This is a genomic window from Bartonella sp. AC535YNZD (assembly GCF_042196625.1).
GTDB lineage: Bacteria > Pseudomonadota > Alphaproteobacteria > Rhizobiales > Rhizobiaceae > Bartonella.
The window spans coordinates 81,122-102,328 of sequence record NZ_JBHIQP010000003.1 but is presented as its reverse complement, the minus strand read 5'-3'; the positions used below and the strand labels follow the sequence as shown (position 1 = coordinate 102,328).

14 protein-coding genes and 2 pseudogenes are annotated in these 21,207 nt (G+C 40.8%); 11 read left to right on the top strand and 5 right to left on the bottom strand.

Features of this window, described 5'->3' with window-relative positions; genetic code table 11:
* The first annotated feature begins 251 nt into the window (after window positions 1-251).
* The 4 genes from tolQ (at window position 252) to tolB (ending at window position 4,472) form a co-directional block, all read left to right on the top strand.
* Window positions 252-965 (top strand): protein TolQ, encoded by a 714-nt coding sequence (gene tolQ / locus ACFIM8_RS03160; protein WP_375606538.1) that lies wholly within the window; start codon window positions 252-254, stop codon window positions 963-965.
* Window positions 966-980: 15 nt separating this feature from the next.
* The gene (tolR, locus tag ACFIM8_RS03155) at window positions 981-1,433 is read left to right on the top strand and encodes a protein TolR (RefSeq protein ID WP_375606537.1); all 453 of its coding nucleotides are present in this window, start codon (window positions 981-983) and stop codon (window positions 1,431-1,433) included.
* A gap of 106 nt (window positions 1,434-1,539) precedes the next feature.
* On the top strand, window positions 1,540-3,114 hold the full coding sequence (locus ACFIM8_RS03150) for a cell envelope biogenesis protein TolA (protein WP_375614504.1): 1,575 nt from the start codon (window positions 1,540-1,542) through the stop codon (window positions 3,112-3,114).
* Between the two features lie 32 nt (window positions 3,115-3,146).
* Window positions 3,147-4,472: a Tol-Pal system beta propeller repeat protein TolB gene (gene tolB, locus ACFIM8_RS03145; protein WP_375606535.1), complete on the top strand. Its 1,326-nt coding sequence runs from the start codon at window positions 3,147-3,149 to the stop codon at window positions 4,470-4,472.
* Between the two features lie 1,058 nt (window positions 4,473-5,530).
* Here the strand turns inward: tolB and ACFIM8_RS03140 are convergent.
* Complete coding sequence (locus ACFIM8_RS03140) at window positions 5,531-6,277, bottom strand: YebC/PmpR family DNA-binding transcriptional regulator (protein ID WP_375606534.1); 747 nt, start codon at window positions 6,275-6,277, stop codon at window positions 5,531-5,533.
* Between the two features lie 367 nt (window positions 6,278-6,644).
* Here ACFIM8_RS03140 and ACFIM8_RS03135 point away from each other — a divergent pair, with 367 nt between their 5' ends.
* The 7 genes from ACFIM8_RS03135 to ACFIM8_RS03105 all read left to right on the top strand — a co-directional run bounded on the left by ACFIM8_RS03135 (window position 6,645) and on the right by ACFIM8_RS03105 (window position 17,062).
* Window positions 6,645-7,340, top strand: a complete 696-nt coding sequence (locus ACFIM8_RS03135; protein WP_375614503.1) for a DUF1013 domain-containing protein — start codon at window positions 6,645-6,647, stop codon at window positions 7,338-7,340.
* A 203-nt stretch (window positions 7,341-7,543) separates the two neighbouring features.
* The gene (gene pal / locus ACFIM8_RS03130) at window positions 7,544-8,065 is read left to right on the top strand and encodes a peptidoglycan-associated lipoprotein Pal (RefSeq protein ID WP_375606532.1); all 522 of its coding nucleotides are present in this window, start codon (window positions 7,544-7,546) and stop codon (window positions 8,063-8,065) included.
* Between the two features lie 52 nt (window positions 8,066-8,117).
* On the top strand, window positions 8,118-10,109 hold the full coding sequence (locus tag ACFIM8_RS03125) for a tol-pal system protein (protein WP_375614502.1): 1,992 nt from the start codon (window positions 8,118-8,120) through the stop codon (window positions 10,107-10,109).
* 18 nt (window positions 10,110-10,127) lie between these two features.
* Window positions 10,128-11,615: a tRNA lysidine(34) synthetase TilS gene (gene tilS, locus ACFIM8_RS03120; protein ID WP_375614501.1), complete on the top strand. Its 1,488-nt coding sequence runs from the start codon at window positions 10,128-10,130 to the stop codon at window positions 11,613-11,615.
* A 114-nt stretch (window positions 11,616-11,729) separates the two neighbouring features.
* Complete coding sequence (ftsH, locus tag ACFIM8_RS03115) at window positions 11,730-13,898, top strand: ATP-dependent zinc metalloprotease FtsH (RefSeq protein ID WP_375606530.1); 2,169 nt, start codon at window positions 11,730-11,732, stop codon at window positions 13,896-13,898.
* A gap of 550 nt (window positions 13,899-14,448) precedes the next feature.
* The gene (glmM, locus tag ACFIM8_RS03110; RefSeq protein WP_375609303.1) at window positions 14,449-15,813 is read left to right on the top strand and encodes a phosphoglucosamine mutase; all 1,365 of its coding nucleotides are present in this window, start codon (window positions 14,449-14,451) and stop codon (window positions 15,811-15,813) included.
* Between the two features lie 1,045 nt (window positions 15,814-16,858).
* Entirely contained in the window at window positions 16,859-17,062 is a 204-nt protein-coding gene (locus ACFIM8_RS03105; RefSeq protein WP_375609304.1) for a hypothetical protein, read from the top strand.
* A 759-nt stretch (window positions 17,063-17,821) separates the two neighbouring features.
* Here ACFIM8_RS03105 and ACFIM8_RS03100 read toward each other — a convergent pair.
* The 4 genes and pseudogenes from ACFIM8_RS03100 to ACFIM8_RS03085 all read right to left on the bottom strand — a co-directional run.
* Window positions 17,822-18,008 (bottom strand): annotated as a pseudogene (locus tag ACFIM8_RS03100) (Arm DNA-binding domain-containing protein); the annotation flags it as partial.
* 510 nt (window positions 18,009-18,518) lie between these two features.
* The gene (gene virB11 / locus ACFIM8_RS03095) at window positions 18,519-19,571 is read right to left on the bottom strand and encodes a P-type DNA transfer ATPase VirB11 (protein WP_375606526.1); all 1,053 of its coding nucleotides are present in this window, start codon (window positions 19,569-19,571) and stop codon (window positions 18,519-18,521) included.
* Between the two features lie 21 nt (window positions 19,572-19,592).
* Window positions 19,593-20,780 (bottom strand): type IV secretion system protein VirB10, encoded by a 1,188-nt coding sequence (virB10, locus tag ACFIM8_RS03090; protein WP_375608110.1) that lies wholly within the window; start codon window positions 20,778-20,780, stop codon window positions 19,593-19,595.
* Window positions 20,781-20,807: 27 nt separating this feature from the next.
* Window positions 20,808-21,065: pseudogene (locus tag ACFIM8_RS03085) on the bottom strand (TrbG/VirB9 family P-type conjugative transfer protein); the annotation flags it as partial.
* Window positions 21,066-21,207 lie beyond the last annotated feature (142 nt).

Here is a 21,207-nt window from a genome sequence, read left to right as displayed (position 1 = left end):
CTTTTATTTTTATAGCATTTATGGAGAAGCCCTGATCGTTATATTTTTCATAAATGCTGTTGTGAAATGAGGGGGATGTGCATTGAGGGATATCTCTCGTCATCACTTTTTAAGGAAAGTTAAGAAACAAGTCTTGTTTTAGCGCATGGATTTATGTGAGACTAGAGTCTTTACTTAAATTTAGAAAATATAAAATAATCTGTTTTATAAAATTTAAAAAAATGCATCTTTCATTTAGAGGGACAAAAATTATGCCGCATGGTGAACTAACGAATCCAGAAACAATTGGAATGTTGCATTTGTTTATGCAAGCGAGTTGGATCGTGAAAGGTGTTATGATCGGATTGCTGCTCGCTTCCATCTGGAGTTGGGCAATTATTTTTGATAAAATTTTTACGTATCGGAGAATACGGCGTGAAATAAAGCAGTTTGAACGCACATTTTGGTCTGGCAAAGCGCTAGAAGATCTTTATGCATCATGTAAAAGTCAACGTACCAATAGTATATCCGCAGTTTTTATGGCAGCAATGGTTGAATGGAAAAAATCTCTTGAAAAAGGGACCCATACATCGAAAAGTTTGCAGAGCAGAATTGATAAGGCTATGGATTTGACGCTGGGACGTGAAAGTGAAAAAATAGAATCAAAATTAAGTTTTCTTGCGACACTGGGGTCTGCGGGACCTTTTATCGGACTTTTTGGAACAGTTATTGGTATTATGGAGTCTTTTCTTTCTATTTCAGCTTCTCAAAATACATCACTTGCCATTGTCGCGCCAGGGATTGCAGAAGCGCTTTTGGCAACCGCTATTGGTTTGTTTGCAGCAATTCCAGCTGTTATTGCTTATAACAAGTTGACTCATGAAAGTGCGCGCATCATTGCACAAATAGAAAATTTTGCTGATGAATTTTCAACAATTGTATCGCGGCGTATTGATGAAACACGCACAGCACCTTCCTCTTTATAAAAAGGATCTTATCCCATGGGCGTTTCTGTTGCTTCTTCTTCTCGCAAAAATACACGTAGGCGGCATCATTCACGAAGCCAACTGATGAGTGAGATCAATGTCACTCCTTTTGTGGATGTCATGCTGGTCTTGTTGATTATTTTTATGGTCTCTGCCCCCCTTTTAGTGAACGGTGTTCCTCTAGATTTGCCTCGTAGTCAAGCGGGTCCCGTACGAGCTCAAAAAACACCTCTTACGGTTTCACTTGATGCGCAAGGGCGCTTTGCCATTAATCAAGATTATTATGAAACGTCGCAGGCCCTGATTACACACCTGAAAACTCTTCTGGAAGCAGATGCTACACAAAAAGATCAACGGGTTTTTGTGCGTGTTGCTAAAACTGTTGAATATCAACAAGTATTAAAACTGCTGGCGGATATTCAAAAAACGGGGTTTTCTCAAGTTGCGTTAGCAAGTTTAGCACAATAAATAATAAGTAATAAAATTGCGTATAACCGGTTGTTCTTAATTTTTTTTAAAAGAGCATAGAGTGATTAAAAATGAAAAAATGTAAGGCGTAAATAAGGCATAAAGAATGAACAAAGACTCTTATCATAGTATGAAACGAGGCTTGGCTTTATCCCTTGTGGTCCATGTCATTTTTCTCAGTTGGGGAGCTATTCAGTTTACAAGCTCTGTCTCTTTACCACAACCATTGGAAGCAATTCCCATTACTCTTGCTCCTTTGGTGGACGAGTTTTCTTCTCAACAAGGAGCCGTGAAGGCTCCTATCCGCGCAATCCCTGCCGTAAAACCAACTATGCAACCACAAGAGAAAGAAGATGCACGCCATATTGGAGAGGGACAAATAGATAGTCTTGCACCACTTCAACCAAAGGAAAAGTTGCTCCCCGTTGAGACAACACCGCCGCCAACAAGCGAAAGTACGTCGGAAACATCCACATCCGAACTTACACAACCAGAATTATTAGAAGCAAAAACAGAAGAGATTTCAAAAGAACCAGAGAATGAGCTCAAGGTTGCGTCTGAGATACCTTTGAAAGTACCGGAAGATGCGCCAAAGCTTGCACCTGAGATGCCTGTGAGAGTACCGGAAGATGAGCCCAAGGTTGCACCTGAGATACCTTTGAAAGTACCGGAAGATGAGCCTAAGGTTGTGCCTGAGATGCCTGTGAGAGTACCGGAAGATGAGCCCAAGGTTGCACCTGAGATACCTTTGAAAGTACCGGAAGATGAGCCTAAGGTTGCACCTGAGATGCCTGTAAGAGTACCGGAAGATGCGCCTAAGCTTGCACCTGAGATGCCTGTGAGAGTACCGGAAGATGAGCCCAAGGTTGCACCTGAGATACCTTTGAAAGTACCGGAAGATGAGCCTAAGGTTGCACCTGAGATGCCTGTAAGAGTACCGGAAGATGCGCCAAAGCTTGCACCTGAGATGCCTGTAAGAGTGCCGGAGGATGCACCCGAGACTGCGCTTAAGCCTTTGCACAAAAATGAAGAGATGGTATCGCCAAAAGAATTGACTCCAACGGTACAAAAAGTACCGGCAGAGCAGGTGGTTCATCAAGTTCCCAAAATTGTGCTTCCAGAAAAAATTCTTCTTCCACAGTTGAAACCAAAATTTGACGAAGAATCTACAATGAAAAATAAGGCGGCATTGAATCAAAATACGCCAAAGCTTAGCAAGAAACACCAAGAGAAACAGACCATTGAAGATATTCTGGCCATGGAGGAAAATAATTTGCTCAATCGTGCGCGGTCACAAGGAGGAGGAGCAAAACGTTCTCATACACCAGAAGCTTTGGGTGCAAGAAAAAATATTAATGATACCACAAAAATGGCACAAACATTGGTCAATATTGTTGGGGGGTGTATTCAACAGAAGCTTAAACTTGTAGCGCTTGGTGGCGATTTAAAGAATCGTCCGGTCGTGCGGTTGCGATTTTATTTGGACCGTGAAGGAATGGTTGTGGGTGATCCTATCATTGATCCTGTAAGCGGTCTTGAGAGTCAACAAGCTATTATGATAAGGCAGGTATACGCGGCTGTTTTTTCATGCCAACCTTATGCAGATCTCCCACGTGATCAATATGGCCTGTGGGGGCAAGGTTTTGACTTTAATGTTGATCCCCTCCAAGAAATAAGATGATAAAAAAATCGCTTAACGAAAGGACGCATTCCATGATGACTATAACGAGATATAAAGTTTTTGCTTGGTTTATTGTCACTTGTGGGTTGTGGCTTTCAAATATTTCATTGGTTTATGCGCAATTGAAAGGGACGATTTCAAGCGCTGATTTTAATCCCATTCCCATTGCAATTACAGACTTTATTTCCAATGATTCGATTGGATCTAAAATAACGGCTGTGGTGACAGCCGATCTGGAACGGTCGGGGCTTTTTTTACCGCTTGATAAAGCAAATTTTGTTGAAAACACTTCTAGTCCTAATAAACAACCGCATTTTGCTTATTGGCAGAAAATAAAAGCGCAAGGTTTGGTGACGGGGCAAGTCATGAGAGAAATCGATGGACGATTGAGAGTCGATTTTCGTTTATGGGATGTTTTTGGAGAGCGACAACTGAAAGGACGGCGTTTTTATACCGCGACAGAACGGTGGCGGCGTGTGGCCCATATAATTGCAGATGAGATCTATAGTGAGATGACAGGAGAAAGTGGTTATTTTGATACAAGAATTGTTTTTATCGATGAAACAGGACCTCAAAATGCACGCATTAAACGCTTAGCCATGATGGATCAAGATGGAGCAAATTTGATTTATATGTCCGATGGAAGTGAATTGGTGCTTACACCGCGTTTTTCCCCAAAAAGACAAGAATTGACCTATATGGCTTATGAGGAAAATCAAGTACCTCATGTTTATCTCCAACAAATTGAAATGGGGCAAAGAGAGTTGATTGGAACGTTTAATAACATGACAATTGCTCCGCGTTTTTCTTCTGATGGACAAAAAGTCATCATGAGTTTGTTACAAAATGATGGGAGTGCCAATCTTTACACCATGGATTTACGAACCCGTACGATGACGCGACTTACAACAACTTCTGCTATTGATACTTCTGCTTCTTATTCACCGGATGGCAAACAAATTGTTTTTTCTTCAGATCGTAGCGGAAAGCCGCAAATCTATAAAATGAATGCAGATGGGAGTGATATTCAACGTATTTCTTCAAACGAGGGGAGTTATTCAACACCTATTTGGTCTCCACGGGGTGACTATATCGCCTTTACAAAACAATTAAGCGGACAATTTTCTATCGGTGTTATGCGCCCAGATGGACAAGGAGAACGAATTTTAACCACGGGTTTTCATAATGAAGGACCAACGTGGGCCCCCAATGGTCGTGTGCTGATGTTCTTTCGCAAAAATCCCGGTATGGGACCAAAAATCTATACGATTGACATTACCGGACGCAATGAACGACAACTCCCTACACCCAATGATGCTTCGGATCCAGCATGGTCGCCATTGCTCAATATACAGTAAAACAAAATGCTTAAAAACAGAATATAGAAGGAATACAGTCTCAATTTTACACAATCTCAATAGTTTTTAATTATTTAAAAGCAGGAATTGGTTATAGTGGGCATGGGGATTTATGTAGATTTCATCTATCATCTACGGTTGTTGATCGATAATGGAATTTTCTTGGGGGAAAATGCTTAAAAAATTCAAAACAATACCTTGAAAAAATAGAGTCGAAAATTCTGAAGTCTCTAGATTTCAACTTTTTATTAAAAGTGTCGCTATATATATTTTTTTAAACTTCCTTTTCAATTTTGTTTGTGAAGAATTTGGTCTTGTCAGGGGGCTGTTGCTCTCTGATGTATTTTATTCGAGTACGCGGTTGTTTTAGGTCTGAATATTGATTGATCGGTAAGAGCAAAAGGACAGATTTTAAGATAAATGACGTTATTTTAAAAACATACGATGTCATAAAGTTAATGCCATAAAGTCAAAAATTTATCCGCAACAGATTAGAGAGATGTACTGGCTTTTTGTACAATACTTTGCTAAACAATCAGCTCTGGCTTTCCATTTGCTTATTTTTATTCTGTGATGTTGTAAAAACACTGCCCTTTGAGGTGTGGGGATATAGGACGTATAAACCTTCTTGATATATTCTAAGTGTTTTTAAGTGTGTGGCGAATATTTAGGGGAGTGCATGTTTGTTGAGTCTTAAGTTTAAAGTGAATTTCATGGGTGCTTCGTCATAGGAATACGTTAAGAAAATTCGAATTTTTTACAGGCTAGATCATTTTCATCACTTGAAGGCGGGGAGGTTAATCTTAAAGAACAACAAGATCGAATAGAGAGGAATATAGGGATAATCTTTTGGGCATGTAAGAAAGGCGTGAGACTACAGAGTTTTGTGTATGCTTTTCTTTTTGGGATTATGTTTTCTGGAATTGATTGTGGTTTCTTGTTGTACAGACAGATTTTGCCCGCTATTGACGCGGGGCTTTTATTGTGCGGATAGGAGGGGTGACAAATGCTTTTGAAGCCCTCATGAATGAAGAGAGGGCTTGTGCAAATGATGGAAATTATACAGATAATTTTGCCAAAATCTCATCGCTGATATCAAAATTGGCATAAACATTTTGCACATCATCATCTTCTTCTAATGTTGAAATCAGTCGTAAAACAGATAAAGCTTTTTCTTCATCTATTGGTGCAAGGGTGGTGGCTTTCCAAATTGTTTTAATCGATTCTGCTTCACCAAGTTTTGCTTCAAGCATTTTTGAAACTTCACCAATATCTTCAAATGCACAGGTAATATGATGTCCGGTTTCTTCTGATTGTACATCTTCAGCACCGGCTTCAATTGCTGCATCCATGATGTTATCGGCTGTTCCTGCTTCTGGCTTATAGATTATTTCACCAATCCGATTAAACATGAAACTTACAGAACCTGTTTCCCCTAAGGCTCCTCCTGATTTTGTGAAGGCGGCGCGCACATTTGAAGCAGTGCGGTTGCGGTTATCGGTTAAAGCTTCAACAATGACGGCAACGCCTCCTGGCCCATAGCCTTCATAGCGCACTTCATCATAATTTTCGACATCGGTGCCTGACGCTTTTTTAATTGCGCGTTCAATATTATCTTTCGGCATCGATTGTGCTTTGGCATTTTGAACAGCCAGCCTTAAACGTGGATTCATGGCTGGATCAGGAGCACCTTGTTTTGCTGCTACGGTAATTTCGCGCGCAAGCTTAGAAAATATTTTCGAGCGCATAGCATCTTGACGCCCTTTACGGTGCATAATATTTTTAAATTGTGAATGGCCTGCCATAGTTTTCCTTCCTGTTTGAGGGCTTTCTTTCCAGTTGGACACTTTTTAGAATTTAAGGCGATAAAGCTCGCATCCCACCAGAATAAATGTGCCACAGCATGAGGTGAAATAATCGAATAAACCCTTTATAAGAAAATTCATCTTAAAGGTAAAGAGACCTTAGTTGAGGATCATTACAAGAGAGATCTCTTGTCGTTGAGCAAAAATAACGCTATAACAGAATGTAATTTCATAGCAAAATGGTTTATTCCATGCCGCGCTTTGTTTTAGGAGTGGTTGGAGAGACCTAAGCATATAAAAAGTTCCAGTGCTCTTGAGTGGGCGGTAACCTGCCTCATAGAAGAGGCGCAGAAGAGGATTTATAAAAATGGCAACGCAACTTTTGATGCCCAAAGCAACAGCTGTTTGGTTGGTTGATAATACAGCTCTTTCTTTTGATCAGATTGCAGAATTTTGTAAATTGCATGTCTTGGAAGTAAAAGCTATTGCCGATGGTGATGCGGCTTATGGTATTAAAGGTTTAGATCCGATTAGTTCTGGGCAATTGACGCGCAGTGAAATTGCACGGGTGGAGGCTGATCAAAACGCACGCTTGAAAATTTCTCAATCGAGGGTGCATATTCCTGAAAAAAAACGTAAAGGGGCGCGCTATATCCCTCTTTCTCGACGCCAGGATCGTCCCAATGGTATCCTATGGTTGGTTACGAACCATCCCGAGTTGAAAGATGCACAAATTGCACGGTTGATTGGGACAACAAAAGCGACAATTGAACAAATCCGCCTTAGAACCCATTGGAATAGTGCAAATTTGGTTCCTCTTGATCCTGTAGGACTTGGTTTGTGTTCACAAATCGATTTAGATTTTGAGCTCCAGCGTGCGGCGAAAAATCGTCCTGTTGCAGCAGAAGAAGATAGGTCGTTGCTTCCCGCTTCTGTGACGGAAAACGCTGCTCTAGAGGAAAATGAGAGCGAAGAAAATCTGCATAAGACTTTTGACGCTGATAAAGTTTTTGCAAAGTTGAACGCGCTGCAAAAAAATAGTCAAGATCAAGATGATGCATAAAAAGCCATGACTCATAAGGGAAACATTTCTTATGAAAATGTTAGAGGAATGGCTGAAGAGAAGAAAAATTGGCAGAGACTTAAAAGTAAAAATGAGGACGAAAAAAACAGAAAAAATTTCGTCTTCATTAGGAATTAACGGTTATTTTTAAAAATATTTTTAAGAATTTACCCTTCTTTACGAAATTCAAGGAGAAACGGACTATGCGCTCTACCAAAAAAAACATCTCTCATTCTTTAGCTATCCTTTTTCTTTTCTCACTATGCCTGGGTGGGTGTGGCAAAAAAAATGTTGGTGCACTTAACGGTATGAATGGCGCTTATATGAATGATGCTGGTTTGAATCAGGTGTCACCAGGCTCAGGACAAGAATTTACAGTTAGTGTGGGTGATCGCGTGTTTTTTGGTCTCGATTCTTCTTCACTTGATGCTAATGCTGAACGTGTTTTAACGCGCCAAGCAGAATGGTTGCTTCATTATCCTTATTATTCTATTATGATCGAAGGTCATGCTGATGAGAGGGGAACACGTGAATATAACTTGGCACTTGGACAGCGCCGTGCTGTTGCTGTGCGAAACTATTTGGTGTCTCTAGGTGTGTCTGCACAACGGATTCAAACAATTTCTTACGGAAAAGAAAGACCTGTAGCAGTATGTGATGATATTTCCTGTTGGAATCAAAATCGACGTGCTGTGACAACGTTGAATGACATGAATAGTCATTAAAAAGAAGATTGTTTGTTTCAACTATTCAATAAGCTCTTAAGGGGAGAAAAGAATGTATCGTAAAATCAATTGGAAAACACTCTTTTATATGGGGGTTTTTATAGCTTGTTCTACTTCACTTGTTCAAAGTGCAGCACGAAAGGCTTCCGAATATCCTGCACATGATACGGATAAAGTTGATGCAGTTGATAAGGCAACTGATGACGTGAAAGAAGCACCTGAAGCAGCCGATAAAGCAGCATCTGATGTGATAGAAAAAGCCACTGACGCTGTTGATAAGGCTGTTGATGCAGTGAAAGAAGCACCTGAAGCAGCCGATAAAGCAGCATCTGATGTGATAGAAAAAGCCACTGACGCAGTTGATAAGGCAACTGATGACGTGAAAGAAGCACCTGAAGCAGCCGATAAAGCAGCATCTGATGTGATAGAAAAAGCCACTGACGCCGTTAATAAGGCAACTGATGACGTGAAAGAAGCACCTGAAGCAGCCGATAAAGCAGCATCTGATGTGATAGAAAAAGCCACTGACGCTGTTGATAAGGCTGTTGATGCAGTGAAAGAAGCACCTGAAGCAGCCGATAAAGCAGCATCTGATGTGATAGAAAAAGCCACTGACGCTGTTAATAAGGCTGTTGATGCAGTGAAAGAAGCTCCTGAAGCAGCTGATAAAGCAGCATCTGATGTGATAGAAAAAGCCACTGACGCTGTTAATAAGGCTGTTGATGCTGTGAAGGAAGCACCTGAAGCAGCCGATAAAGCAGCATCTGATGTGATAGAAAAAGCCACTGACGCCGTTAATAAGGCTGTTGATGCTGTGAAAGAAGCACCTGAAGCAGCCGATAAAGCAGCATCTGATGTGGAGAAAAAAGCCACTGACGCTGTTGATAAGCCGTCTGATGCAGTGAAAGAAGCACCTGAAGCAGCCGATAAAGCAGCATCTGATGTGGAGAAAAAAGCCACTGACGCTGTTGATAAGGCTGTTGATGCAGTGAAAGAAGCTCCTGAAGCAGCTGATAAAGCAGCATCTGATGTGATAGAAAAAGCCACTGACGCTGTTAATAAGGCTGTTGATGCAGTGAAAGAAGCACCTGAAGCAGCCGATAAAGCAGCATCTGATGTGGAGAAAAAAGCCACTGACGCTGTTGATAAGGCTGTTGATGCAGTGAAAGAAGCTCCTGAAGCAGCTGATAAAGCAGCATCTGATGTGATAGAAAAAGCCACTGACGCTGTTGATAAGCCGTCTGATGCTGTGAAAAAAGCTCCTGAAGCAGCTGATAAAGCAGCATCTAGCGCGGCGGAAAAAGCCACTAGTATTGCGGAGCACCAAGGGATTATTTTAGAGAATCAACAGGCTTTATTTCAAGATTATGATTTAGATAAGCTTTTACATAAGATACGAATGGTGCTTGAGCATAACAGTCTAAAAAATGTTAACAAGCAGTTTCACGAGCTTTTTGATACAGAAACCTCTTCTGTTTATTCTTGTTCTTTTGAAAAGTCTGCTGTAGATGAAAAATCTCAGACTGTAAAAGAAGAGATGGAGCAGGACCATAGTACAGGTGTTCAGACAAAGGTTGCTGCTGTGGAAGCTAAGGTGGAGAGCCATGACCATGAAAACAGTCAATCCTTTAACAAAGCGCATGAAGTAAGAGCTCCAATTGAAGTACATCAGAGTGACAATCTTTCTTCTTCTAAAGCTTTGTATAAAGAAGGGTATGATTTTATTCGTTCTGCTAACTATGTTGATGCTGAAAAAAGCTTTTGCGCTTTTCAAAGTCGTTACAAAAAAGATTCTTTGAGTGATGATGCTTTATTTTGGTTGGCCGAATCTTTGTTGGGACAAAAACGCTATCATGAAGCAGCACAAGTTTATCTTACCGCATGGTATGCAGATAAAAAGAAGCTCTATACCTCCGAGATTTTACTGAAATTAGCAAGAAGTATGGTCGCTCTTGAGCCAAATAAAGACAATTGTGCTCATTTTGTGAAAAAATCAAAACGTCAACAAACATTAGCATCTGTTTTTTGTAAACCTGCAAAATAAACAGCGAGGTCGTTTTCGGTGTGCGTTAGACTGGCAAGAAATCTCTTTAAAACATCGGATTTTATTCCATGTCAGAAGTTGATTCTTGCCGTCTCAGGGGGAAGTGATTCTTTGGCTTTGATGTTTTTGGTCAAAGAGCATTTGGAAACTCTCGCATTTCCTCCAGAAATGATTGTTGTCACGGTTGATCATCAATTGCGTAAAGAATCGATGCGTGAGGCAGAAACTGTTGCGAAAATTTGTCGTGTCCATGATATTCAACATATCACTGTGCGATGGGAAGGCGAAAAGCCAAAGACGCATATTGCTTCCAGCGCGCGTGTTGCACGCTACGATCTCTTGGTTAAAGAAGCACAAAAACAAGGCGCATCAGTTATTATGACGGGCCATACACTCAATGATCAGGTTGAAACCTATCAAATGCGGTATCAACGTCTCCAAAAGAACAGAGGTGCTTTATATAGTGAAGCTGTTACCATGCGCGATGAGGTTTATGCCAGTGGTTTTGCTGGTATTTTGCGCGGTGAAGCCGAGGGTATACGTGATGAGTTTCATGCCAGAAAAACAAGAAAAAATATTTCCGAAAAAAACGATGGTCCGCTCTATGAACGTGGTTTATCCTGTATTCCGCGCGAGGCGTTGTTGCATAGAAAAGTGCGTTTGATTCGTCCACTCCTTGGTGTAAAACGCCAAACATTACGGAATTATTTACGCTTACAAGGACAAACATGGATTGATGATCCAACCAATGAAGATCGCAATTTTGAACGTGTGCGTGTGCGTCAATCTCTTTCTCCACAAAAATTGTCTTATATTGCTCAAAAAATAAATGAAGCCGCATTGCAGCGTCGTCAACACGCGCAAAATATTGCCGATTTGATCTTAGCACTGGATATTACTGTCCAACATGGACGTTGTTTCATAGCAAAGCCTGCGCTATTTTTACAGAAACATTCCAGTTTTCCTTTCGTGGTGGGGCTCTTTGCTGTGCTGATGGGAGGGGGATTTTATTTGCTCCCCAATCAGAAATTAAGCATGCTTGTTCAAAAACTCTGTCTCGATTCTCCAGAAAAGAAGCGTTTTACTTATGCGGGCTCTGTTATTGAATATAACAAGCAGGGAATTTCTTTGTGGCGTGAAGGGCGAAATATAAAAGAGGCTATCGTTGAGCCAGATAAAACTTTTATATGGGATGGGCGCTATCATATCACAAATCATGGATATGAGGCTATAAAGGTTGGAGCCGCAAATTTAGAACAGCTGAAATTTTTATTAAAAGATAGCGATTTTGAGCTTGAAAAGCCTCATTTTCCCTCTTTACAATCGCTGGTGATGATCTCAAATGACAAAGGGTGTGATATTCCAGAGTTGATTTCTCAAGCAGTTGTTCATAAAAATGTTATCATCAAGCGGATTATGGCACCTTTCGATTGGCTTTCTTCGCGAGAAGATGCTGCTGTGGTAAATGTTGTGGAACCTTTTTTTAATATTGAGGTGAAAAGATAAAGAAAAATTACTCTAAAAGAAAATAAACAGCTTCTCATCCCTTGGCAAGGGGCTGACAAGGTTATATGTTAAGGGGAACTGTTTGAAATCTATATTTGATTAAGTGGGCTGAATATGAATTCCAATTACCGCTCTCTCCTCATTTGGGGAGTTATTGCTTTGATTTTGATTGTGTCGTTTTCTTTCTTTAATGGAGATAGTCAACGTTCTGGTGGTGGAGAGGTCTCTTATTCTGAATTTTTGCAAAAAGTTGAGAATAATGAGTTGAAATCTGTGACCATTCAGGGTCAAAAATTAACAGGAAAAACCATTGAACATAGAACTATTTCAACCTATGCTCCACGAGATCCAGGTTTGATACAAAAATTGGAAAGCAAAAACGTCAATGTTAAAGCTATTCCTGAAAGCTCTGGAAATAGTATTTTCCTCAATCTCCTCTTTTCCTTATTGCCTGTTATTATTATCGTGGGGGCGTGGGTCTTTTTTATGCGGCAAATGCAAAATGGATCACGTGGTGCAATGGGGTTTGGGAAGTCAAAAGCAAGATTGCTTAATGAAGCGCAAGGACGTGTTACTTTTAAAGATGTTGCCGGTGTTGAAGAAGCAAAGCAAGATCTTCAAGAAATTGTTGAATTTTTACGCGAACCACAAAAATTTCAACGTTTAGGAGGCCGTATTCCACGCGGTGTTTTGCTTGTTGGTCCTCCAGGAACCGGTAAAACTTTGCTCGCACGCTCTGTGGCTGGTGAAGCCAATGTGCCATTCTTCACCATTTCAGGGTCTGATTTTGTTGAAATGTTTGTAGGTGTTGGGGCGAGCCGTGTGCGTGATATGTTCGAACAGGCTAAAAAAAATGCCCCTTGTATTATCTTTATCGATGAAATTGATGCTGTTGGGCGCCATCGGGGTGCTGGACTAGGAGGGGGAAACGATGAACGCGAGCAAACCTTAAATCAGTTGCTTGTTGAAATGGATGGGTTTGAGCCCAATGAAAGTATTATTCTTATTGCTGCAACAAACCGTCCCGATGTCCTTGATCCCGCTTTATTGAGACCAGGGCGTTTTGATCGGCAAGTTGTTGTGCCAAACCCTGATGTTTCTGGGCGTGAACAAATCTTGAAAGTGCATGTGCGCAATGTGCCTTTAGCGCCCAACGTTGATCTGAAGATTTTGGCAAGAGGTACACCAGGATTTTCCGGTGCGGATCTGATGAATCTGGTCAATGAAGCTGCTCTTATGGCTGCAAGCCGTAATAAAAGAGTCGTGACAATGCAAGAATTCGAAGATGCGAAAGATAAGGTGATGATGGGGGCTGAGCGTCGTTCAACCGCTATGACACAAGAAGAAAAAGAACTCACTGCCTATCACGAAGCAGGACATGCTATTGTGGCTCTTAATGTGCCAGTTGCTGATCCTGTCCACAAAGCAACAATTGTCCCAAGGGGAAGGGCCTTGGGAATGGTGATGCAATTGCCTGAAGGTGATCGCTATTCCATGAGTTATCGTTGGATGATTTCTCGTCTGGCCATTATGATGGGTGGACGTGTGGCTGAAGAATTGAAATTTGGAAAGGAAAATATCACCTCCGGTGCTTCTTCTGATATTGAACAAGCAACCAAATTAGCGCGCGCAATGATCACACGATGGGGATTTTCTGATCTGCTTGGGAATGTTGCTTATGGAGATAACCAAGATGAAGTCTTTTTGGGTCATTCTGTTGCGCGAACACAAAACGTTTCTGAAGAAACAGCGCGCATGATTGATATGGAAGTGCGTAAGCTTATTGATGATGCCTATAAAAATGCTACAGAAATTTTGAAAACAAAAAGAAAAGAATGGTTTGCTTTGGCACAAGGTTTGTTGGAATATGAGACTTTAACGGGAGCTGAAATTAACGAAGTTATTGCAGGAAAGCCTCCTTCACGCACACAGAAAGATGAGAATGCTGCACCACGGGGATCCTCTGTTCCGAAAACTGGAACAGTGAGGGTAGAGACAGCAGGCGCAGAGGAAAAAGACGCTGAAACAGCGCCTAAAATAGCAACTCATAAGGTAGAGACTGATAAACTAGAAGAGGGTAAGGCAGAGGGAGCTGTAGGGAAGAAAACAGCAAAATCCAGTGATGTTGAACCTAAGGAGCTTCAGTCTAAAAAAGTGCAATCGGATGAGACTGAGAAAAAAGCGCAAAGCACAAAAGGTACCACAAAATCAGTCAACCGCTCTAAAAGTAAAAGCAGTGCAGAAAAAAAGTCAAATACGGTGGGACATGATAAAGGAAAATAGGAGCCTTTTAAGAACGCTTGAGTGACGATGTTTTAGGAAAACTTCTAAATTTTTTGAGAAAGGCGCAAGCTTTGTTTGCGCCTTTCTTGCAATATTTGCAAAAATATGGAAGCAAAAAAATTAAGCAAAGCCGTTGTATGATGACGGCTTTAGCATGCTACAAGGCGAGGTGTACTGTTGCTTTTCTAATGTGGTAGGGGTTGTAAGGTTAGGTGATAGATTTTCTTGCTGATTTGGTAGGGTATGAGGTTTGGTGCTGAGTTTCTTTACGGATTTAGCAAGTGTGTGAGATTATCCGTTGGTTGTGTTAAAGGGATGTGTAGAGCATTTTGAGGAGATAATATTTCTTTTATGTGTGAGGGTGTAACATAATTGTTTGAGAGTGGTTTAGATGTGTAGATGGTGAATAGGGGGCTTGATTGTCTAAATGCATGAAGGTTTAAGATCAATGATCTGATTTTATACGGGGAGAGGAGGACTATTGTACCAAGGGGGCTTTTAGGGGTTTAAAAAAGTCAAAGGGAAAAAGTAGATATTAAAGGAAAGAGGTATGGTACAAAAATATTTTGGTACAGATGGAATTCGGGGGAAAGCCAATTCATTTCCGATGACACCCGATTTTGCTATGAAGGTAGGGATGGCGGTAGGGGTTTTATTCCGCTCACAACATCAATCACGTCGTGTGGTGATTGGAAAGGATACACGATTATCGGGCTATATGTTGGAAAACGCTTTGGTTTCAGGATTGACTGCTGCGGGGATGGAAGCTTTTTTATTGGGTCCAGTGCCAACACCTGCTGTTGCAATGCTTTGCCGCTCTTTGCGCGCGGATCTTGGGGTGATGATTTCTGCTTCTCATAATCCCTTCTATGATAATGGAATTAAACTTTTTGGTCCTGATGGTTTTAAGCTTTCAGATGATATGGAAGCGAAAATTGAACAATTAATCGATACAGATCTTTCAAAATCTTTAGCAAGTTCTGCCGAAATTGGTTATGCAAAACGGGTTGAAGGGGATATTTATCGTTATATTGAATATGCCAAACGAACTCTGCCGCGCGATGTTCGCTTGGATGCTGTGCGTATTGTTGTGGATTGTGCCAATGGGGCGGCTTATAAAGCGGCTCCTCGTGCTTTATGGGAATTGGGGGCTGAGGTTTTTGCTATTCATGATGAGCCAAATGGTACCAATATTAATCAAAAATGTGGGTCAACCGATTTAAGTTCTTTAAAACGAAAAGTGCATGAAGTACGTGCTGATGTGGGTATTGCTCTTGATGGAGATGGAGATCGTGTTCTCATTGTTGATGAAAAAGCACAAACGGTTGATGGAGATCAGTTGATTGCTGTAATTGCTGAAAATTGGCATAAAATGGGACGATTACGGTGCAATGGTGTTGTTACAACAATTATGTCAAATCTTGGACTAGAGCGTTTCTTGAACGGCAAAGGGTTGCACCTTGTAAGGACAAAAGTTGGAGACCGTTATGTTGTCGATGCCATGCGCCAAAAGGGATATAATGTTGGTGGTGAGGCTTCTGGGCATATTGTGCTCAGTGATTTTGGCACAACGGGTGATGGCTTGGTGGCTGCCTTGCAGGTTTTAGCCTGTATGAAAGAAAGCCAAAGTCCTATGAGCCAATTGTGTAAACGGTTTGAACCTGTACCGCAAATTTTAAAAAATTTAACGGTTAAAAATAAAAATGTCCTGAAAAAAAATCCTGTTAAAACGGCTATTGATCAAGCAGAGAAAAAGTTGGGAAAAGAAGCACGCCTCGTTATCCGTGCTTCTGGAACTGAACCGGTTATCCGCCTTATGGCTGAAGGCGATGCACGAGAAGTGTTGGATGCGGTCGTAACAGAGTTGATGGATGTTATTACGCAACATGATGCACACGTGGGTGCTGTGCTTTGAGGAATCTTGAATGCTGTGAGGTAAGTAATCAGGGAATCTTTTGAGAGATAGAAGGGAAGTTTGCTACGGGAATTATTTGTTGGAATATAAGGGGATATTTCTAACGTTGAGTAGACTTCAAGCGGGTGACCTTTGAATAAAGGGGAGGCTTCTTATGATGGTTGAGGGGAAGAAAAAGAATAAAGACTAAAGCTTGGAGGCTTGTGTGTGCTAGAGGAGGGGAGATCTTGAGAGAGGGATGAAAATTCTTGAGTTGTATAGAAGAAAAAGCTGGTGAGAGCAGTCAGTCAAAACGGTTATCCAAGAAAAACAGTCGTTGATGAAGGAGTTTTGGGATTCGTGTAATGGCGAAAATCTATCCTTTATACATTGCATATAAGGGAGGATCAGAGATTAGATAAAAAAGGGTTTGGCAATTTATACTGATAAAGCGATGTCGTTTCGTGATTTTGTCTTTAATGTTGTCTTGGGATGTACTTCATAACTATGGGTTTGATTCATCAAAAGTTCTCCCTAAAGAACAACTTCAGGATAAAAAGCTAGTGAACGAGCTTCAAACAGCTGTTCAATTTTTGCAACAAAGACATATACAAGAGATCAACAACGCATCTGTGCGTACAAAGTCAAAAGATGTGATACGGTCAAGAAACCTAATGCATTAGAAACTTTTTATTGTAGCTCATTTGGGGTCTCATTAAAGAGTAACTAAAGGAGGGTTACTTATAAATATAGCGGTGAATTCAAGAGATATTGTGCGAGCATGTATAGATAAGAATTTAAAAAAGCCCATGAAATATTAGCGCCTCTAGGGCTTACTGTGTCTTATTTTGTACGGATTGCTTTGATTAAAGTTGTCAATGAAAAGGGATTTGTCGTTTGATATGTATGTTCCTAATGAAACAATATATTGATTTATAATGATAATTTAGCGTTCTTCAAGTTTAATTAGCTCCCTAATATCGTAAAATTTTCTCATTTCAAATCTATTCCATGTTGAATCAATCAAAATCATTTGCTTGCACGTCACAAGCGGGGGGGAGTCCATGTGGAAAAAACCGTACAAGAAAGAACTAAAAATGGTTCTTATGAGCCCTCTCTAGTGCTAAGGGCTGTCAACACTCACGAGCTGGCAAAGTGTGTGATGGTGCCAGCATGCGAGACGCTTGAAATTTTTGAGAAAAGTGAAAGAGGAGAAGATGTTTTTTTTGTAAAAGATGTGGAGGATTTATTTCGTCATTTGGATATTTGATACTTCTGATCATTCATTTAAAATTGGCTTTTAATTTACATCATTATAGTTACGGGTATCACGTATTTTTATTGATAATTTACAGGGATTCCGTATATTGAACAATTATGCAAACAATGATCGAAACGACAGCTTATCCTATTATGCCGTAAAACACCGTTGTTTAGAGCGGTGGTATAAGCCATGAAAAGCTTTATATATTGAATGTTTTTAGATATCGTGATCAGTATTTCAGGGCAAGGTTTGTCTGTCGCGCCTATGAAGTGAATCGCGTGAGTGGTCAGTAGCAGGAAGCCGCCGAGAGATGCTGGACTTTTGACAGGCTCGTGGCGGGTAGGAATCTCACTCCTTTGAGGTGTGGGGGAAAGTCAATTAACTTGTGCGAAAGAGGAAGGCATATCACCTGAAGCATTATTTAATATTGTTTTTTTAAATTGCTGCTAATCCAGATGCTGGTGTTTTTATGCAAGGAATGAGGTGAGAGCAAGGAAAGTTAGATTCCCAACAAAGCATAAGGGTAAAAGTGGGGAATATAGGGTTATACCCTTTTTGGTGGTCAAAATATTCCGGTGTTTCTCTTAGATATTTACAGTAAATTATCTCAAGGAAATTTAATTAAGCTAGTAAGTTAGAAAGAAATGAACTTAAGTGAATTTTAACTGCACTCTTAAACGAATATCGAAAGGAAAAAATAATGGATAAGGCAAATAAAGTAGGATCGCGTATATTACAAGGAGCTTGTGAAGCTCTTTCTTAATGGGGGTTACGACCCTCACGTGAAACAGCACACCATTGTGTGCAGTTTCACGGGTTTGTTTTAAAGAAACATTTCTTAAGGCACCCAGGCCCTTTTCATGGCGCCGACCATGAATGGTATAACGATAAAGCCATTGAACACCTCCATCTTTACGTTTTTGAAGAAGCGAGCCGGTGCACCGTCACACACTTTGCCAGCTTGTGAGTGCTGCGATAGCCCTTGGCATTAGAGAGGGTTCATAAGAGCCATTTTTAATTCTTTCTTGTACGGTTTTTTCACATGGACTATCCGCTTTTAGTGTGTAAGCAAGTGATTTTGATTGTTTCAAGATAAGCAGGTTTGAAATGAGAGAATTGTACGATATTCAGGGTTCTAATTCAAGTTGAATAACGATAAATTATCTATATAAATCAATACTTTGTTCTTATGCTAAAGGTGAAGTGGATGTCATAAAATTTGGTAGCCATATCCTTGCAAACATTGATGTCAAAAAAATCAGAAAAAATATAGGGTTATAGATATCATTTTCGGCATGTTTTGGTTTTTCTGTAAGGCGCATTCGTGATTGGAAACAGGGACGATATTCTATAGATACTTTTTCTCGTTTGTTACTTTCAATCATTGAAAATGAACCTGAAGCGATCAATTGTGCTCTTAAAAAATCTCTATTGGCATAAGAGGGGGAGGGTATCGTTTTTTTTAAAAAGCATCACGGCGCTTGAAAGGGTCGTAATAAATTTCTGTTACACGAAATTTTCCTTCCAAACGTTTACATTGGATGATGACATCTATCATCGAGATTAATAAGCCGCGGATATCGTCGCGTGCTAAATTACCACCCCCGTCACTTTCTTTGACTAAAAGGGTCATTTGTTCAAAGGCGGCGAGTGCTGTTGAGGCATGAACGGTGGTGATAGAACCTGGGTGACCGGAATTGACATTACGGATATAGTAAAAGGCTGTACCATCACGCAGCTCTTGCAAAAGAATTCTGTCGGGGCGCATACGCAATCCAGATTCAAGCAGTTCTTTTGCTCCAGCTTTTGCTAAGCCTTGATTATCTTTTGAATAAAAGAGCTGCACTTTGTTTGTGTGTGGAACGACAAGCTCGGGCGTGTCTTCTATGGTGAGAATGCGTTCATATTCAGGGATTTTTGCAATTAAAGCTTTGGAGAGGGTTGTTTTACCAGAACCGGTTTTTCCAGAGATTAAGATATTTTGTTGTGTAACAACAGCGCGTTCTAAAAATGTACAAAAGTCTTTGGCGATAAAGAGATCTGTTAGCTCTTTTTCTGTATCAGAGAGTTCACTTGCCCGTTTTGTCATTTGTTCAAGGGGGGTAAAACTGACGTTTCTGGTGACAGAAAATAGCTGGTTTTCGTGTAGACTTTCAAGAGAAAAAGTGCGTGATGAAGGTTTACGAATTGTCATGCTCATGGTGTTGGGGGCAACAGCAGGGGGCATGACAATTTGTATGCGTTCGTTATTGGGCAGTGTTGCGGAAAGAACGGGATTTTCTACACTAATTTTTTGTGTTGTGTAGGCAGCAACAACTTTCGCAATCCCTTCTAGTTCGCTGTAGGTTAGCTCTTTTAAGATGTGGGTTTGCCAACCATTTGGACCCTCAACAATCACTTCGCCTGGGCGATTGACAACAATCTCAAATAAATTCTCATCATTGAGGAAGTCATCTAAGATTTTTAATTTTGTTAAAACGATAGAGGCTCGTTCTATGTTTTTTGCTGTTGGCATAATATACTCTGAACGTGAGAATTAAAAAAAGGAATAGCCTGGCGTAGAACGCGAGAAAGCGTTTCTCTTTTTTCCTGTGATGGTTAATTTATAAACAGAGGAAAAATCGAGATCTTTTGCTACGAAAATGTTGACCAGTTCGCCTTGAAATTTTTCTAAGGTAGGAGGGATATTGATTTGATTTTCAAGGGCAATACTGGCGGCTTCTTTTCCAGTGTTGTTTGCGCCTTCAAAACCGCCGCCTCCAGAGTTGTTTGAACCTCCTTTATTGGAATTGCCTACTATTTTATTTGTTAAAACTGTTGTGGCACCATCAATAACGGTCAACAAAAGGGAAGAGCCAAAGCGTTCCCACCAATGGGTGTTGATGTTGCCATCAAAACCAGCTCTTCCTAAACTGTCTGTTGCGGGTGAGGCAAGGTCGATGATGACACCGGTTGGAGTTTTTGCTCTTGTCCAGAGAACAAAGAGGCGGGATTGACCTTGTTTTATCCCTCCGCGGTATTCGCCAATCACTTGAGTTCCTTTATCAAGTAAAACAACGCGACCATTGTCGGAGAGGATATCACGGTTAATAATGCAGCTTGCAAAGCCTGGTTGCTCACTGTTTAATGCCGTTTCTAAGATACAGGGAATAGAGGTTCCCATGGCGATGATAAAGTTTCTATTGCCGATGAGTTTTGCTTTTGCTTTTGCTTCTTCTGTTTTGGTAGGCTTTAATAGGGTCGCAAAATTTTGTGTGTCTTGAAGGGCAGAGGAATTTTTCATATTGGCGAGATTTTCAAGGGTATTGAATTTTTCAAAGGGATTGAGAGTCGTGTTGACAATGTCTTTTAATTGAGACCTAGAGCCTTTGGCAAAAGCAAGAACGGGGGCGCGTCTTGCGGCATCAAGTAAGGGATCATCTTTTTTCGGTTCTTGTGCGAGTGGTTGTGGGGGTGGTAAGGTTATTGGCGCTATGTTTGCACGCGGGTCAGAGGGGACGAGCTCTAAAGGGGCGAGGGAATTGTGAAAGCTTTGTTCTTGTTTTTTATGAGCTTTTGCAGTGTCTTTTTGTTCTGTGGGGGTGGATAAGATGTTCCAGAGGACATAGCCGCAGATTCCTATACAAGCTATTGCGACAACTATTTTTTTGCCGGCGGTTTTGGCGCTATTGTTTTTGCCATCTCCAATAGATCCTCGATCTTCGATGATTGATTTATCACTCATGTTTTGTCCCCTTTAATTCCCGCTTATTTAAAGATCTGATGCAATTTTACGTTCAACAGCTGGTGAGGTGGTTCCGGTTCCTGGATTAACGCCTTTGGGTTGATAGGCTTCGTTAAAGACGCATAGGACATTTTTTCCCTGTCTTAGGGTGAAGCGTGCGCTAATGGCATGGATAATCACCATGTTGCCTCTTGTGGTTTTGGGAACCAGCGATTCTGTACCATCATTGTTTACAATATAAATGGCAGGGATTTCTTGGTTGTCGGGAAAAGACAATGCTGTTGTTCCGCTATCCCTAATAGTGTCTCGATCTTCGATGATTGATTTATCACTCATGTTTTGTCCCCTTCAATTCCCGCTTATTTAAAGATCTGATGCAATTTTACGTTCAACAGCTGGTGAGGTGGTTCCGGTTCCTGGATTAACG

Coding starts and splice junctions, on each gene's coding strand:
- tolQ (WP_375606538.1), top strand. CDS start 252: ATGCCGCATGGTGAACTAACGAATCCAGAAACAATTGGAATGTTGCAT.
- tolR (WP_375606537.1), top strand. CDS start 981: ATGGGCGTTTCTGTTGCTTCTTCTTCTCGCAAAAATACACGTAGGCGG.
- ACFIM8_RS03150 (WP_375614504.1), top strand. CDS start 1,540: ATGAACAAAGACTCTTATCATAGTATGAAACGAGGCTTGGCTTTATCC.
- tolB (WP_375606535.1), top strand. CDS start 3,147: ATGATGACTATAACGAGATATAAAGTTTTTGCTTGGTTTATTGTCACT.
- ACFIM8_RS03140 (WP_375606534.1), bottom strand. CDS start 6,277: ATGGCAGGCCATTCACAATTTAAAAATATTATGCACCGTAAAGGGCGT.
- ACFIM8_RS03135 (WP_375614503.1), top strand. CDS start 6,645: ATGGCAACGCAACTTTTGATGCCCAAAGCAACAGCTGTTTGGTTGGTT.
- pal (WP_375606532.1), top strand. CDS start 7,544: ATGCGCTCTACCAAAAAAAACATCTCTCATTCTTTAGCTATCCTTTTT.
- ACFIM8_RS03125 (WP_375614502.1), top strand. CDS start 8,118: ATGTATCGTAAAATCAATTGGAAAACACTCTTTTATATGGGGGTTTTT.
- ftsH (WP_375606530.1), top strand. CDS start 11,730: ATGAATTCCAATTACCGCTCTCTCCTCATTTGGGGAGTTATTGCTTTG.
- glmM (WP_375609303.1), top strand. CDS start 14,449: ATGGTACAAAAATATTTTGGTACAGATGGAATTCGGGGGAAAGCCAAT.
- virB11 (WP_375606526.1), bottom strand. CDS start 19,571: ATGCCAACAGCAAAAAACATAGAACGAGCCTCTATCGTTTTAACAAAA.
- virB10 (WP_375608110.1), bottom strand. CDS start 20,780: ATGAGTGATAAATCAATCATCGAAGATCGAGGATCTATTGGAGATGGC.